At 64.4% G+C, this 12,837-nt stretch carries 13 protein-coding genes and 1 pseudogene; 4 read left to right on the forward strand and 10 right to left on the reverse strand.

What is annotated here, in order from left to right; genetic code table 11:
• The first annotated feature begins 18 nt into the window (after window positions 1-18).
• Window positions 19-501 carry a MarR family transcriptional regulator gene (locus QF050_RS08775; RefSeq protein WP_308930103.1) on the forward strand — a complete coding sequence of 161 codons (483 nt, stop codon included), beginning with the start codon at window positions 19-21 and terminating at the stop codon, window positions 499-501.
• Here QF050_RS08775 and QF050_RS08780 read toward each other — a convergent pair.
• A complete protein-coding gene (locus QF050_RS08780; RefSeq protein ID WP_308930104.1) occupies window positions 479-1,480 on the reverse strand; it encodes an aldose 1-epimerase family protein in 1,002 nt (333 codons plus the stop codon). The genes QF050_RS08775 and QF050_RS08780 overlap by 23 nt on opposite strands.
• Window positions 1,477-2,550, reverse strand: coding sequence for a glucose 1-dehydrogenase (locus QF050_RS08785; RefSeq protein ID WP_308930105.1), 1,074 nt, complete (start codon window positions 2,548-2,550; stop codon window positions 1,477-1,479). The genes QF050_RS08780 and QF050_RS08785 overlap by 4 nt, the downstream gene beginning before the upstream one ends.
• 490 nt (window positions 2,551-3,040) lie before the next feature.
• On the opposite strand from QF050_RS08785, the pseudogene QF050_RS08790 reads away from it, so the two are divergent.
• Both QF050_RS08790 and QF050_RS08795 read left to right on the forward strand, forming a co-directional pair.
• Window positions 3,041-3,118: pseudogene (locus QF050_RS08790) on the forward strand (hypothetical protein); the annotation flags it as partial.
• A 70-nt stretch (window positions 3,119-3,188) separates the two neighbouring features.
• Window positions 3,189-5,009: a transglycosylase domain-containing protein gene (locus QF050_RS08795; RefSeq protein ID WP_308930106.1), complete on the forward strand. Its 1,821-nt coding sequence runs from the start codon at window positions 3,189-3,191 to the stop codon at window positions 5,007-5,009.
• A gap of 124 nt (window positions 5,010-5,133) precedes the next feature.
• Here QF050_RS08795 and QF050_RS08800 read toward each other — a convergent pair whose 3' ends face one another.
• Genes QF050_RS08800 through QF050_RS08825 form a run of 6 tightly spaced genes read right to left on the reverse strand, consistent with a single transcriptional unit; the run spans window position 5,134 to window position 8,892 of the window.
• Complete coding sequence (locus tag QF050_RS08800; RefSeq protein ID WP_308930107.1) at window positions 5,134-5,697, reverse strand: alpha-hydroxy acid oxidase; 564 nt, start codon at window positions 5,695-5,697, stop codon at window positions 5,134-5,136.
• The gene (locus tag QF050_RS08805; protein WP_308930108.1) at window positions 5,648-6,427 is read right to left on the reverse strand and encodes an alpha-hydroxy acid oxidase; all 780 of its coding nucleotides are present in this window, start codon (window positions 6,425-6,427) and stop codon (window positions 5,648-5,650) included. The genes QF050_RS08800 and QF050_RS08805 overlap by 50 nt, the downstream gene beginning before the upstream one ends.
• Window positions 6,333-7,097, reverse strand: a complete 765-nt coding sequence (locus QF050_RS08810) for an amino acid ABC transporter ATP-binding protein (protein WP_308930109.1) — start codon at window positions 7,095-7,097, stop codon at window positions 6,333-6,335. The genes QF050_RS08805 and QF050_RS08810 overlap by 95 nt, the downstream gene beginning before the upstream one ends.
• A complete protein-coding gene (locus QF050_RS08815; RefSeq protein ID WP_308930110.1) occupies window positions 7,094-7,705 on the reverse strand; it encodes an amino acid ABC transporter permease in 612 nt (203 codons plus the stop codon). The genes QF050_RS08810 and QF050_RS08815 overlap by 4 nt, the downstream gene beginning before the upstream one ends.
• Window positions 7,605-8,060 carry a hypothetical protein gene (locus QF050_RS08820; RefSeq protein ID WP_308930111.1) on the reverse strand — a complete coding sequence of 152 codons (456 nt, stop codon included), beginning with the start codon at window positions 8,058-8,060 and terminating at the stop codon, window positions 7,605-7,607. Before QF050_RS08820 ends, QF050_RS08815 begins: the two co-directional genes overlap by 101 nt.
• 1 nt (window position 8,061) lies before the next feature.
• Entirely contained in the window at window positions 8,062-8,892 is an 831-nt protein-coding gene (locus QF050_RS08825; protein WP_308930112.1) for an ABC transporter substrate-binding protein, read from the reverse strand.
• Window positions 8,893-9,203: 311 nt separating this feature from the next.
• Here QF050_RS08825 and QF050_RS08830 point away from each other — a divergent pair, with 311 nt between their 5' ends.
• A complete protein-coding gene (locus tag QF050_RS08830) occupies window positions 9,204-9,905 on the forward strand; it encodes a GntR family transcriptional regulator (protein WP_308930113.1) in 702 nt (233 codons plus the stop codon).
• Between the two features lie 311 nt (window positions 9,906-10,216).
• Here the strand turns inward: QF050_RS08830 and QF050_RS08835 are convergent, their stop codons facing one another.
• Both QF050_RS08835 and QF050_RS08840 read right to left on the reverse strand, forming a co-directional pair.
• Window positions 10,217-12,352: an OmpL47-type beta-barrel domain-containing protein gene (locus tag QF050_RS08835; RefSeq protein WP_308930114.1), complete on the reverse strand. Its 2,136-nt coding sequence runs from the start codon at window positions 12,350-12,352 to the stop codon at window positions 10,217-10,219.
• Window positions 12,349-12,837 (reverse strand): hypothetical protein, encoded by a 489-nt coding sequence (locus QF050_RS08840; RefSeq protein WP_308930115.1) that lies wholly within the window; start codon window positions 12,835-12,837, stop codon window positions 12,349-12,351. Before QF050_RS08840 ends, QF050_RS08835 begins: the two co-directional genes overlap by 4 nt.

A 12,837-nucleotide genomic window follows, 5' to 3' on the forward strand; every position in this document is an offset into this window, starting at 1 on the left:
ATGGACAAACCTGCTGCAATGGAGATGCCTGGGGGGACGGCAAGCCGGGAAGTCGACGCCGTGCTGGCGGCCGCGGATGTGCTGCTGCGGGTGGTGGCCGGCTCGGTGGCCGAGGTGGAAGACATCGTCAACACCCCGCAGTTGCGGGTGCTGGTCCGCATCCACTCCCGGGGGCCGCAGAACCTGGGCGGGGTGGCCGCCGAACTCGGTGTCCACGCCTCCAACGCCACCCGCATCTGCGACCGCCTGGTGGCGGCAGGCCTGATTGAGCGCCGGGAGGATCCTGCCGACCGCCGGTACGTCGTGCTGGAACTCACCGGTAAAGGCGATGACCTGGTCAACACCGTGCTTGAGCACCGGCGGCAGGCCATCGCCGGGGTCATTTCGAGGATGCCGGCCGGGCGCCGCCCGGCACTGGCCGCAGCGATGGAGGCCTTCGCGGCCGCCGCCGGGGGCCAGGGCACATCCGACGGCCGTTTCACCTTGGGCTCCCCGGAGTGATGCCCCACTGCCCGGTATGCGACTGCCCGGGGTGGAGGGTCATGAGGCCTTCGCCGGAGTTGAAGGCGTCCGGGGCGCAGGTCATTGGTTCGACGCCAAGGCCTGTGCGCCGGCGGTCGGTCTGGGGGAGGGTATCCCCGGTGAAGATTTCCAGGTACGGATAGGACTGATCCACCCACAGTTCAACTCCTCCGGACCGGTCCGGCCGCAGAAGTCTTACCCGGGCGCGTCCGTCCGCGTCACGGATCAGATCCGTGTAGGCAACGTCGATGCGCCGGCTGCCGAGCTGCTGAAGTTCTCGCAGGTCGTACTCCGTGCCGTCCACCCGCTCGTGGCCGGTGGGAATGCCGAGACCGTCCACCGGCAGGTACGTCCGCCCCGGGACCTGGACCAGGCCTGCGTCGATGACCTGGCCCGGGTGTCCCAGGCTGAGGTACGGGTGGGCACCTGTCCCAAACGGGCACGGCCCGGGGCTGCGGTTGGTGACCGTGGTCCGCACGGCCAGCCCGTCGTCGTCGAGCGTGTAGTCCAGCCGGCAGTCAAGCACCCATGGCCAGCCCTGGCAGGCATGAAGGGTATAGGTGAAGGAGATACTGTCCTCCGCCTGTTCCTCGACCTCCCAGTTCCGCCAGCGGGTCAGCCCATGGATCGCCCCGCCCTTGTCCGGCTCGCTCAGGTCAAGCTGGAACGTGTTGCCCTCCGATGCGTACCTGCCGCCTTTGACCCGGTTGGGCCACGGGATCAGGGACTGTCCGCGTGCCCCGGTGCACATCTCCTCCGGCCCGTATCCGTCCACCAGGGGGAGGCCGTCCATCCGGTACTCGCGCAACGCTCCGCCTGCCTCAGTGAGGTGGACGCTCTGCCGTCCGTGCCGGATTTCGTACTGGCGCCCTGACGGGAGCCGGTGGCCGCCGCTGGGTTCCGGAGGCGTCTGCAGGTCCGGTTTCTTCAGGCCGGATCGCGCGGCTGCCGTGCTCATGGCTGCCGCGTTCCGCCGTCGCCCGCAGCCTGCAGGTCGAGGACCACCTTCACGTCATCGGGGCGGCGGTCAAAGGCTTCGGCGAAGTTCCCAAGGGGCACCCGGCGGCTGATGAGCCGCCGCAACCAATCGGTGTCAGCGGCCGCCAGTGCCTTGGCGCCGGCGTGGTAGTGCCGCCGGTTGGCGTTGACACTGCCAAACACCACGCCGTTCATCAGCACTTCCTCGCGGTTCAGGGCCCCGACGTCCACCCCCGTTTGCTTTCCGGTACCGGAAACGCCCGTCAAACAGGTGATCGCGTCCTGGGCGCGGCAGCGGAGCGCGTCCAGCACCACGGGGGTAACTCCTGTGCATTCGACCAGGAGATCAGGCTTGAGGCCGGAATCCGGCAGGGACTCGCTATGGTAGGTGGCGCCCAGGTCGCGGACCAAGTCCGGTTTGGGGCCGTCCTTGACCAAGTCGAAAACGTGTACTTCCAGCCCCTGCTGGACACCCAGGAGGGCCGCGAGCAGGCCAACGGGTCCGGCTCCGGTCACCACAGCCAGGTGGGGGTCAAAGAAGGCGCGCCGGCCGATCCGGCCCATCTGCTCCCATGCCTTGGCCACAATGGTGGTGGGCTCCAGCAGCACGCCGACGTCCTCCAGTCCTGGGTCCAGTTTCACCATGGCCTCGGGGGCTGCGCGCCACAGCTCCCGGGCAAACCCGTCCTGGCCTTTGATGCCATGCTCGGTGTACTTTCCGTTCAGGCACATGTCCCACTCGCCGCCGGCGCACGCCTTGCAGGGTTCGGGGTCCGGCCTGCGGACAATGCCCACCACCAGGTCCCCTTCCGCCAGTCCGGAACCCTGCGGGGCTTCCCGGACCCGGCCCAGGTTTTCATGGCCAAGAACCAAGTAGTCCTGCCCCGGGGGAGCCTCGCCGTATTCTGCCGCGATGATCTCGGTGTCAGTCCCGCAGAGGCCCACCGCCAGGCCTTCAACCAGCACCGGCCCCTGGGCGGCCGGTGGTTCGGGAATGCCGCGAAGCCTCAATGAGTCCTTTTCCCCCGGAGTAACTGTCAATGCTTGCATTGCCTCTCCTCAAGCGCAGGGTCACGTATCGTCAGTCTCCCGCGATAATTGCGTTGACGCAACGGATTTTTGCTGGGAATAGGATCTGAATAACCCGGGAGTTGCCGTGGACGGGCGTGCCAGGCCGTAACGCGGGAAGTTGAACGAGTAGGGTAAAAAGTACGGTTGCCTCCATTCGGCGGTGGACGAGTGGCTGTCCCGGCAGGCAACTGCTGCAGGAATACGACGCAGAGAACCGGAGACGTACATGTCCAAGGGAGCACCTTTCCGATCTTCCCCACAAGCGCTCCCGGGCAGGAACCTGTTCCGCGCGACGGGAATCACGGTGGGCTGGTTCTTGGGGTTCCTTGGTGTCAGTGCACTGTGCGGCGCCCTCCTGGCCGGTTTGATGGTGCCGGCGGCCGCACTGACGGAGACGGTGGTGGCAGGCGGCTCGAAGGCGCTGACCACCAACCTCCCCAATGACGTGTTTGCCGCGCCGCCGCCCCAAATGACACGCGTCCTCGCAGCCGACGGGTCACAGATTGCCACCCTCTTCAATGAGAACCGGACCCGCATATCCCTGGATCAGATGTCCTCCAACATCAAGGATGCGATTGTGGCGATCGAGGACTACCGCTTTTACCAGCACGGCGGCATTGACCCGCAAGGCGATCCTTCGCGCCGTGATGATCGACGCCGGCGGTGGGCACCAGGGCGCTTCCACGCTGACGCAGCAGTACGTGACCAACATGCTCAACGAGAACCTGATCGCCCAGGGCAAAGACACCCAAGTAGTGCTCAACGGACAAAAAGGGGTAAACCAGAAGCTTCAGGAGATGAAGCTGGCCATCGGCCTGGAGGAACAGTATTCCAAGGACCAGATCCTCGCCGGATATCTGAACGTCGTCGGGTTCAATGCCAACGCGTACGGGATCCAGGCCGCAAGCCAGTATTTCTTCTCCGTTGATGCCAAGGACCTGACACTGCCCGAAGGTGCGCTGCTTGCCGGACTGGTCAACGGCCCCTCACTCTATGACCCCACGGTCCACCCCGAAGCGGCCAAAGCCCGGCGCGACCTGGTCCTGGACGCGATGCTGGAACATGGCTACATCAACCAGCAACAACACGATGACGCCATCAACACTCCGATCCAGTTGAAGGTTAATCCACCCAAACAAGGCTGCGCCTACGCGTCCCAGGCACAGTACTTCTGCGACTACGTCCTCCACCAGATCCAGAATGACCCGGCCTATGGAGCCACCCAGGACGACCGCGACCAGAAGATCATGGCCGGCGGCCTGACCATCAAGACCACCCTGGACCCGCGACTGCAAGGTCCGGCCCAAAACCAGGTCGACTCCACCACGGGCGCAAACCCGGACAGATGGGGCGCCTCGCTGGTGACCATCGAGCCCGGCACCGGAAAAGTCCTGGCCATGGCGCAGAATTCACGGAAGCTGCCCGGCGAAGGCACCGGATTCGTTTCTGACTACAACTTCAACGTGGACGGCAGTGATGCTGCGGGCAACAGCCTCGGCGGCGTGGGCGGCATGCAGCCCGGTTCAACCATGAAGCCTGTCACCCTCGCCGCCTGGGTTGGCGAGGGCAAATCGACCAACCAGGTCGTCGACGCTTCCAAGCGGCGCTATGGCATCAACTACCCCTGGAAGACAACCTGCCATCCCGTTCAGGGCTGGTTCGACAGTACGGTGCCGCAATCTTCGGATCTTCAAAACGATGAGCCCAACTGGTACCGGCCCATGACTGTCCGTGAAGGCATTTACCAATCGATCAACACGGCCACTTTCGCCTCCCTCGCCGGGCTCAACGACGTGTGTGACGTCCAGCGCGCAGCCGATGCCATCGGCCTGCACCTGGGCAGCGGCAAGGACGAGAAGATCGACCTCTCCACCCTGGGAAACATCCTGGGCAGCCAAAACGTGGCCCCCTTGACCATGGCGAACGCGTTCGCCACGTTCGCCGCGAACGGAACCTACTGCGCGCCCATTTCCATCACGGAAGTCGACGACGCCCAGGGGAACAAGATCGGCGGACAAACCTCCTCCTGCCAGGCAGGAGCCCTGAAACCGGACGTCGCCAAGACAGTCACCAACGTCCTCCAGGACGTCCTCACCAAAGGCTCCGGCCTCCTGATTCCCCAAAAGCTGGGGGTCCCGGACGCTGCCAAGACCGGTACCAACGAATACAACAACCAAACCTGGGTCGTCGGCTACACCAAAGGCCTGGCCACGGCGTCCTTCTTCGGTGACCCCTTCAACGGCGGACCCACCAGGCTCGGGCGCAACATCACCATCAACGGCAAGTACTACCCCGCCGTGGACGGAGCGTACATCGCAGGCCCGCAATGGGCGCAGTACATGCAGGGTGTTGTGGGCCTCTACGATCACGGAAACTTCGACGCGCCGCCACAGAACCTCATCAGCGCTCCTTCCACACAGCGGGCACAGGGTAACTGACACGGAAGTGGGCCAAACCCCGAACTTCGCGCAGGGGATTGCAGAGCTTCAGTCGGGCGTCGCAAAATGGATGCTGCCCGTCTCGTGATCGAGACAGGCAGCATCCGGAATGGGCAGTGAGGTCCTACACAAGCAGGCTTTCGGCCGGCACAGGCTGGGCCGTCGTCGCGAAGATGCTGGTGTCCAGCTCCGCCACGGAGGCTTTGCCAACGAATCCCATGGCACCCTTGAGTTCTTCCTGGAGGATTCCGAACACCCGGTCCACCGCAGGCTCGCCGCCGGTTGCGAGGGCGTAGGCAAACGGACGTCCCGCGAGTGCGGCCTTGGCGCCCAGCGCGACGGCCTTGACGATGTCGTGGCCCCGCCGGATGCCGCCGTCGAGATAAATTTCGGCACGTCCGCCAACTGCCTCGGCGATGGACGGCAGCACATCAATGGTGGCGGGCTGGGAGTCGAATTGCCGTCCGCCGTGGTTGGAGACGAAGATGCCGTCCGCCCCTTCCTCCACTGCCCGGGCTGCGTCCTCGGCGTCCATAATCCCCTTGATGACCAGGTTTCCCTTCCACTCGGAGCGGAGCCTGGCGAAGTCATCCCAGGTGGCGCCGGGGTTCTTGTTGGATGCCATCCAATTGTTCATCTCATCCATGCGCAGCGGGCGGCCGTTGATCTGGTAGTTCCCGTACGTCATCCTGCGCGCCGGTGAGCCAGCGCCACAGCCATGCGGGGCGCGTGGCCGCGTTGAAGTAGTCCGCCACCGGTGGGCGCGGCGGCATGGAGAGCCCATGGTGCAGGTCCCGTTCCCGCTTGCTGGAGGAACCAACATCTCCGGCCACCACCAACGTCTCGACCCCCACCGCCCGTGCCCGGTTGATATAGCTGGCGGTCTCCTCAGGGTCCTTCCAGAAAGCGATCTGGGCCCACAGGTTGTTCGGGGCCACCTTGGCCACCTCTTCCAGAGAGCATCCGGCCCAGGCGCTGTGAATGAAAATGGATCCTGCCCTGACCGCTGCCCTGGCGACGGCGGGATCGGAACCCGGATGGAAAATGGTCAGCATCCCCATCGGCGCCACCATCAGCGGCATGGCCAGGGAATGTCCCAGCACGGTGGTGGATGTGTTCAAGCCCCTCAGGTCCACCATTGACCGCTGGCGAAGCATGAGGGCATCGAACCGATCCTCGTTGGCCCGCATGGTGGTCTCATCCAGTGCGCCGCCTTCCAGGTAATCGGAAATCATCTTCGGAAGTTGCCTGCGGGAAGCCTTGCGATAGTCGTCAATGCTGACAATCCATTTGTTTCTCAAGAGTCCTGCTCCAATGTGAGGTCTAGATAACTTTCGCCAGGAATTGTTTGGTGCGCTCATGCCGCGGGTCCCGCAGCACTGTCCGTGGGTCGCCCTGCTCCACGATTCCGCCGCCATCCATGAAGATGAGGTGGTCGCCGACTTCCCGGGCGAAGCCGATTTCATGGGTGACGACGATCATGGTCATGCCGGCATCAGCGAGCTTGCGCATCACGTCCAGCACTTCGCCCACGAGTTCCGGGTCCAAGGCGGACGTGGGTTCGTCGAACAGCATCAGGCGCGGCTCCATGGCAAGCGCCCGTGCGATGGCCACGCGTTGCTGCTGGCCGCCGGAAAGGGACGCCGGATACGCGTGGACTTTCTCGGAAAGCCCCACCCGCTCCAACAGGACCCGTGCCCGGTCCTGCACGGCTTTCCGGCTTTCCCTCCGCACCCGGACCGGGGCCTCGCAGATGTTCTCCAGAACCGTCATGTGGGGGAACAGGTTGAAGCTCTGGAAGACCATGCCGATGTTCTCGCGCATCCTCGCCGCCTCGGCGTTGTTCTGCGCGTGCAGCCGGCCCTTCCTGATTTTCACGCCAACCGGCTGTCCCTCGACAAGGATGTACCCGCCGTCGAGCGTTTCCAGCTGGTTGATGCAGCGCAGAAAGGTGGACTTGCCCGAACCCGAAGGTCCGATGATGCAGGTGACGCTTCCTTTGGGGATGGTCAGGTCGATGCCTTTGAGGACCTTGAGGTCACCGAAATTCTTGGTGACGCCTTGGGCTTCAATCATCACGTCGCTCACGGCTGGACCTCCTGCGGTGTGGTGGGGGAGCTCGCGGGTTTTGGTTTGCGACGGCGGATGGTCCGTCCTGGCGTGATTCCGCCCCGGTTGAAGTGCCGCTCGATGAAGTACTGTCCCAGGCTCAAAATGCTGGTGACCAGCAGATACCAAAGGCTCGCGGCGATGAGCAGGGGTATGGTTTTGAAGTTTGCGCTGTAGACGAGCTGCGCGGAGTACAGCAGTTCCGGGAACGCCAGGACGCTGACCAGGGAGGTCGTCTTGAGCATGGAAATGGTCTGGTTGCCTGTTGGCGGGATGATGATTTTCATCGCCTGGGGCAGAACGATCCGGGACAGGATGGCGAACCGCTTCATGCCCAGGGCCGTGGCCGCTTCCGTCTGGCCGCGGTTGACGCTCAGGAGTCCCGCGCGCACGATCTCTGACATGTACGCACCTTCGTTGAGGCCCAACCCCAGGATTGCCGCCATGAAAGGAGTGATGAGCACGTTGGCGTCAGCGGAGAAGAACTCAGGCCCAAAGGGGATTCCGACGGCGATCCGCGGGTAGATCGCGGCGATAAAGCCCCAGAACAGCAGCTGGACGAAGACAGGAACGCCACGGAAGAGCACAGACCAGGAAGGCCGCGGCGCCGGCCACGATGAAGTTTGGAGCCAACCTGGCCAGCGCCAGTAAGACCCCGACGACGATGCCGACCACCATGGAAATGGCAGTCAGGCCCAACGTGCGCAGGAGACCCGTGAAGAGCCGCTCCGAGGTGAACCATCCGAAGACAATGTTCCACTCAAAGCGCGGGTTGGTGACCAGGGAGTAGCCGACCAGGAAGATTACAAACAGGACGATCGCCGCCGTCAGCCACAGCGCGCCGTGACGCTGGTGGGGACGCCCCAGCAGGAGTTGACGGTCCAGCCCATCGTTTGCCGTGGCCTTTGCGTTCGGCTCCGTGGCGGTGTTGGCGATGTCCACGCTACTGCTCTTTGTTGAAGGCGAAGTCAGAGATTGCACCGCTGCCTACACCCCACTTATCGAGGATCTCCTTGTACTTGCCGCTCTTGGCCAGCGACTCCATACCGAGCTGGATGGCTTTCTCAAGCCCGGCGTCCTTCTTGAACCCAATGCTGACGGGGGACAGGTCCTTCTCCCCGAGCAGTTCAATCTGGCCGCCCTGCTTAATGGCGTAGCCCAGCGTGGGCCCGTCAATGTAGACGGCGTCGATCCGGCCGGCAGTCAACGCGAGGTTGGGGGCCTGCATGTCCGGGTAAGTCATGGCTTCAATGGCCGGATTGCCTGCAGCCGTGCATGCTGCGGACAGGGCGGGGAGGCGCTTGAGGTCCTGGAACGAACCCTTCAGCACGCCCACGCGCTTGCCGCACAGCGTGTCCACTGTGAGCTTCTGCGGGTTGCCCGGAGCCACGCCGATTCCACTGCCTGACTGGTAGTAGTCCACGAAGTCCAGGACTTTCCTGCGCTCGGCGGAGGGGGACATCTGGGAGATGGCCATATCGAACTTCCCGGCGGCAATTCCGGGGATGATGCCGTCGAACGGCCCGCTCTGAACCTCTGTCTTCAGTCCCAGGGTCTGGCCCAGGGCCATGGCGATTTCCGGGTCCACGCCGACGGTTGTGGTCCCGTCCGGTGCCATGAAGTGCAGGGGCGGTGAGCTCTGGCTCATAGTGACGGTCAGGGTTCCCTTGTCGCGGACCGCTTTCGGGAGGGCTGCCGCTGCGGCGTCGTCGACGCTGACGGCCGCTGCGGTGGTTGAGGGTTTCTGGGTGTCGGATTTGGAAGAAGTGTTCATATCGGGATTGGAGCATCCCGTGAGTATTGCGCTCGCCATGGAAATCGCGGCGACGGTCACCAATATCGATCGAAACTGATTCATCTACACGCCTTCGGAAGTGGGGGAGGAGGGTGGTATCGGAGAGCTTCCAACCTTGGTGGGCAGCAGTAGCTGTGTTACAGATCACTTTGCTGTCCGGTATCATGTACCGTACATCATGCACGATTTTCCGCCAAGACCTCTTTTGGCCCCGCCGGATTGTGACGGCGGTGGCGCGACTGGTCCTGGCCCTGCCTCCGATTGACCGACAATTCACATAGGATTCCGAAATGAACGCCGCTTCGCCTGAAGAAGAAGTAATCATCCCCGGCCGGCCGATGCTGGTGGACCAGGTGTTCGAAGCCATCCTGTCCCTCCTGCTGGATGACAAGATCTCCACCGGCTCTCCGCTGAGCATTGATGGACTTGCCAAGCGCTTCAAGGTGTCCTCCACGCCGGTACGGGAAGCCTTGGCGCGGCTGGAAACCACGGGCATGGTCCGGCGGGAAGCACTGCGTGGGTACAAGGTTGCGCCGGAGCCCACAGCCGGCGACGTCGCCGCGCTTCTGACTTCCCGGGAGATCCTCGAACCGGCGTGCACCAGCATTGCCTGCACCAACTCCACTGGGGAATTGGTGGCGGATCTGGAACGGTTCCACCGGGACCTGGAGGCGTCCCGCCACGGCGGTGACACCTTCGCGGGGTACCGGGCCTATTGGCAGGCAGACGAAAACTTCCACCGGCGCATCGTGGAAGCCACCGACAACGAGTTCCTGCTCCGGGCCTATGGATCCATCGAGGGCCATATCCAGCGGTTCCGGCTCCTGGTTCACAACGACATGAGCGGTGACCATACGGTCCAGGAACACCAGGCCATCATCGACGCCTTCAGGGCGGGTGACCCCGCAGCGGCCGCCGCCGCCATGGCTACGCATATCGAGGGAATCCGGTCCCGCTCGCTCAGCCTCCCCAAGTTCGGACAGCAGGCTTAGTTTGACCTACGCGCGGGGTGCAGCCGCACCGCCGATGGGTATGCTGCATTTAATAGCCATTTGGTCTTCGGAAGAGGTGCAGCATGCTCAGCGGCGGAAGCTTAGGACCCAGCGTCGGCGCATTGGTGGCTGTGGCCGTCGCCCTGTACATCGTGCTGGTGGTGCGCCGCCGGAAGTGACGGCGGATCCATGCGGTCTATATTCCCTGGCGCGCACGGTATTTGGGCCGCGCAGGGGAACACCAGCGTCGAAACGTGCAACGGCTCCCCGCCGATGGATCGACGGGGAGCCGTTGCGTGGGGTTTAGCTGATCAGAACCCCGACGACGAGGCGGTGAACGTGGCGATCGGTGTTGCGAAGGGGTTACCGGCCAAGTCTGTGAGGTTCGAGTTCGGAGTGTAGGAGGGTGTCCCTGGTACAACCGATGTGTTGACCGCTCCCTGACCGGTAGGCGCGTTCCCCAGCTTGATGGTGAGGGTCTTCGTTGCAGAGTCCCAGGTCAAGGTGGAGGCTGTGCCGTTGGCTCCAAAAGTGGCTGCCGTGGTGCCCACATAGTCCCCACCGAGCAAGATGGTCCCGATGTTGGGGGCAGTGCAGGAGCTGCTGGTGAAGCTGATGGTGTCGTTAGTTGCTGGCGTACCATTCGTAATCGTAGCGGTGCCGCTAAGGGATCCACCGCTCCAACCGGCGCAGAACTTTGCCGGATCCATTGCTTCCGAGTAGGTGATGGTTACTGTGTCACGCGCATCGGGAGTGCCTGACTTGGCGCCGTTGGTACCGTTCGCCAATGCGATGCCGGCCACGGCCGGCGCCGCGGTGTCCTTGATGACCTTGGCCGTGACCGTAGTGCTGTTTCCAGCTGGATCAGCAGTAGTAGCCACAATTGTGATACTCGGGACGTTCACGGGGTTGCTGTCCTGGAGGGCTGACAGGTTTAGGTTGCCCGTATTCCAGCTGGATCCCGACCCCGTTGCCGGGACGCTCGTGGCAGGGTCGCTGACAGTTAGATTCACGGTTGAACCGGAATCGTTAGTCCCGCTGACCTGGTAGCTGGTGACATTTCCCTTCAGGACGTTGGGCAGCTTATCTAGGGTCAGGACGGGTGCCACCGTGTCCTTCGTGTCCGATGCAGTGGCAGGGGCACTGGTGTTCCCCGCGGCGTCCTTCACCGTGACGGTGTAGGTGACCGTCCCGTCGCTCAGCGACGTGAGATTCAGGTTCATCGACCAGGCGCCTCCAACAGATGTGGCCGTGCCGGTGACCGGTGCTGGAGACCCCGGGCTCATTGCCGAAACGGTGACGGTGGCCCCTGCTTCCGCGCTTCCCGAAACAAGAACCGAAGCAACTTTGGCGCTGTTCACGTACGGTGGCACGCTCAGGCCCTGCGCCGCGGCCGGAGCCAGCGTGTCTTTCGTGGAAGTAGCTGTCCCGGCTGGGCCGGTGTTGCCTGCGGCGTCCGTGGCCGTGGCCGAGTACGTGACGGTGCCCTGGTTCAGGCTGCTCAAGTCCAGGCTGGCAGACCAGCTACCCGTACCGGAGGCCGTTACCGTGACCGGCACGGAATGCGCGGAACCGGCGTCGCTGGCAACGAAGGACACTGTGGCCCCCGCCTCGGCGGTGCCGCTGACCGGAACCGAGGAAACGTTCCCCGAATAAACGTACTGGGGGACTGTGGTGAAGCCGGGTGCGGCCGGCGCCTGTGTGTCGATCCGCACCGTCTGGCTCTGCGCGGACCCGGCATTGCCCACCTTGTCCGTGGCGAAGTACGTGAGCGTGTGCGTTCCGTCGCCGCTGACGGGGACGACGGCCAAGGCGCCGCTCACCGTCTGCTGCGCACCGCCGTCGAGCACGTAGGAAATGGAGACGACGCCGGACCCGGCAGCCCCGTCATCCGCCGTGACGGTCACGCTGACCGGGCTCGTGTTGTTCCACCCTGCCGCGTTGGGCGTGGGCGAGATACCTGAAACCGTGGCCACAGGTGCGGTGGAATCGTTGCTGGTGCCGTTGCTTCGCGGGCTCTCGGCGCCGGTCCAGAGGGCGATCGCAGGCGTCACCGTGTAGTACCAGACGCCGCCGGGCACGGACTGTTCCGTGCAGGTCAGCGTGGTGACGGTCCCGGCACAGCCGCCGGTGGCGGGAGTGGCCGTACCGCCGCTGGCCGCGGAGTAACGGGTCACGGTGTAACCCGTGGCGGCGTGGCCATTGACGGTAGTCCCGCCGGCCCAGCTGACCGTCAAAGCGGCGCCGGTGGCGGTGACCGCAGGCTTGGATCCTGGCGAGAGTGCGTCTGCGGCGGCGGCTGCGTTGCTGCTGCTGGTGGTGGATGCCCAGAACGCGTAGGCGGCGGTTCCCGTGCCCAGCAGGAGCAGCAGGGCGGTGACGATCCAGGGCAGCCGGCGGGACGGGCGGCGGAGGAAGAGGGACGCGTTACGGATGGCGAAGCTCATTTCCGCACCTCCGCCGTCACGGGGACGCTGAAGGTTGCGCCCTGGCAGGCGGCGAGGGAAGTGGTGTCCATGGTGGCCGCTCCGGGGAGGGTGATGAGGGCTGACGAGTTCGCGGCAACGTAGGTTGCGGGGGTGAGCGGCGCAGCACCGGTGAAGGTGACGCCGGTGGTGGTGCAGCCCGGATGCGTGGCATCAGCGGCGGCGGGGCCGTTGGCAGTGACGCTGTAGACCTGCACGGAGTAGGGGTTGGGGTTGGTCAGGCGGAGGACGACGTCGGCGCTGCCGCCCGGGTAGAGCGCCGTCTTCGGGTTGTCGCCGGCTATCAGGGCGTCAACGGTGACGGCCTGCATGGTGGCCGCCGCGGCGGACCCGGAGCCGCCGCCGGCCACAGACCAGTAGGCGTAGGCGGTTCCGGCGCCCGCGGTGACAAGGAGGCCGGCGAGGGCGGCCGCCTTGACGGCGCGGCTCCTGCTAATGCTGGTCAT

Source organism: Arthrobacter sp. SLBN-112 (assembly GCF_030944625.1).
GTDB lineage: Bacteria > Actinomycetota > Actinomycetes > Actinomycetales > Micrococcaceae > Arthrobacter.

Bases quoted from the DNA above. Each gene is read 5' to 3' on its own strand.
- QF050_RS08775 (WP_308930103.1), top strand. From the start codon at position 19: ATGGAGATGCCTGGGGGGACGGCAAGCCGGGAAGTCGACGCCGTGCTG.
- QF050_RS08780 (WP_308930104.1), bottom strand. From the start codon at position 1,480: ATGAGCACGGCAGCCGCGCGATCCGGCCTGAAGAAACCGGACCTGCAG.
- QF050_RS08785 (WP_308930105.1), bottom strand. From the start codon at position 2,550: ATGCAAGCATTGACAGTTACTCCGGGGGAAAAGGACTCATTGAGGCTT.
- QF050_RS08800 (WP_308930107.1), bottom strand. From the start codon at position 5,697: ATGACGTACGGGAACTACCAGATCAACGGCCGCCCGCTGCGCATGGAT.
- QF050_RS08805 (WP_308930108.1), bottom strand. From the start codon at position 6,427: ATGGCGGCGGAATCGTGGAGCAGGGCGACCCACGGACAGTGCTGCGGG.
- QF050_RS08825 (WP_308930112.1), bottom strand. From the start codon at position 8,892: ATGAACACTTCTTCCAAATCCGACACCCAGAAACCCTCAACCACCGCA.
- QF050_RS08830 (WP_308930113.1), top strand. From the start codon at position 9,204: ATGAACGCCGCTTCGCCTGAAGAAGAAGTAATCATCCCCGGCCGGCCG.
- QF050_RS08835 (WP_308930114.1), bottom strand. From the start codon at position 12,352: ATGAGCTTCGCCATCCGTAACGCGTCCCTCTTCCTCCGCCGCCCGTCC.
- QF050_RS08840 (WP_308930115.1), bottom strand. From the start codon at position 12,837: ATGACCAGCATTAGCAGGAGCCGCGCCGTCAAGGCGGCCGCCCTCGCC.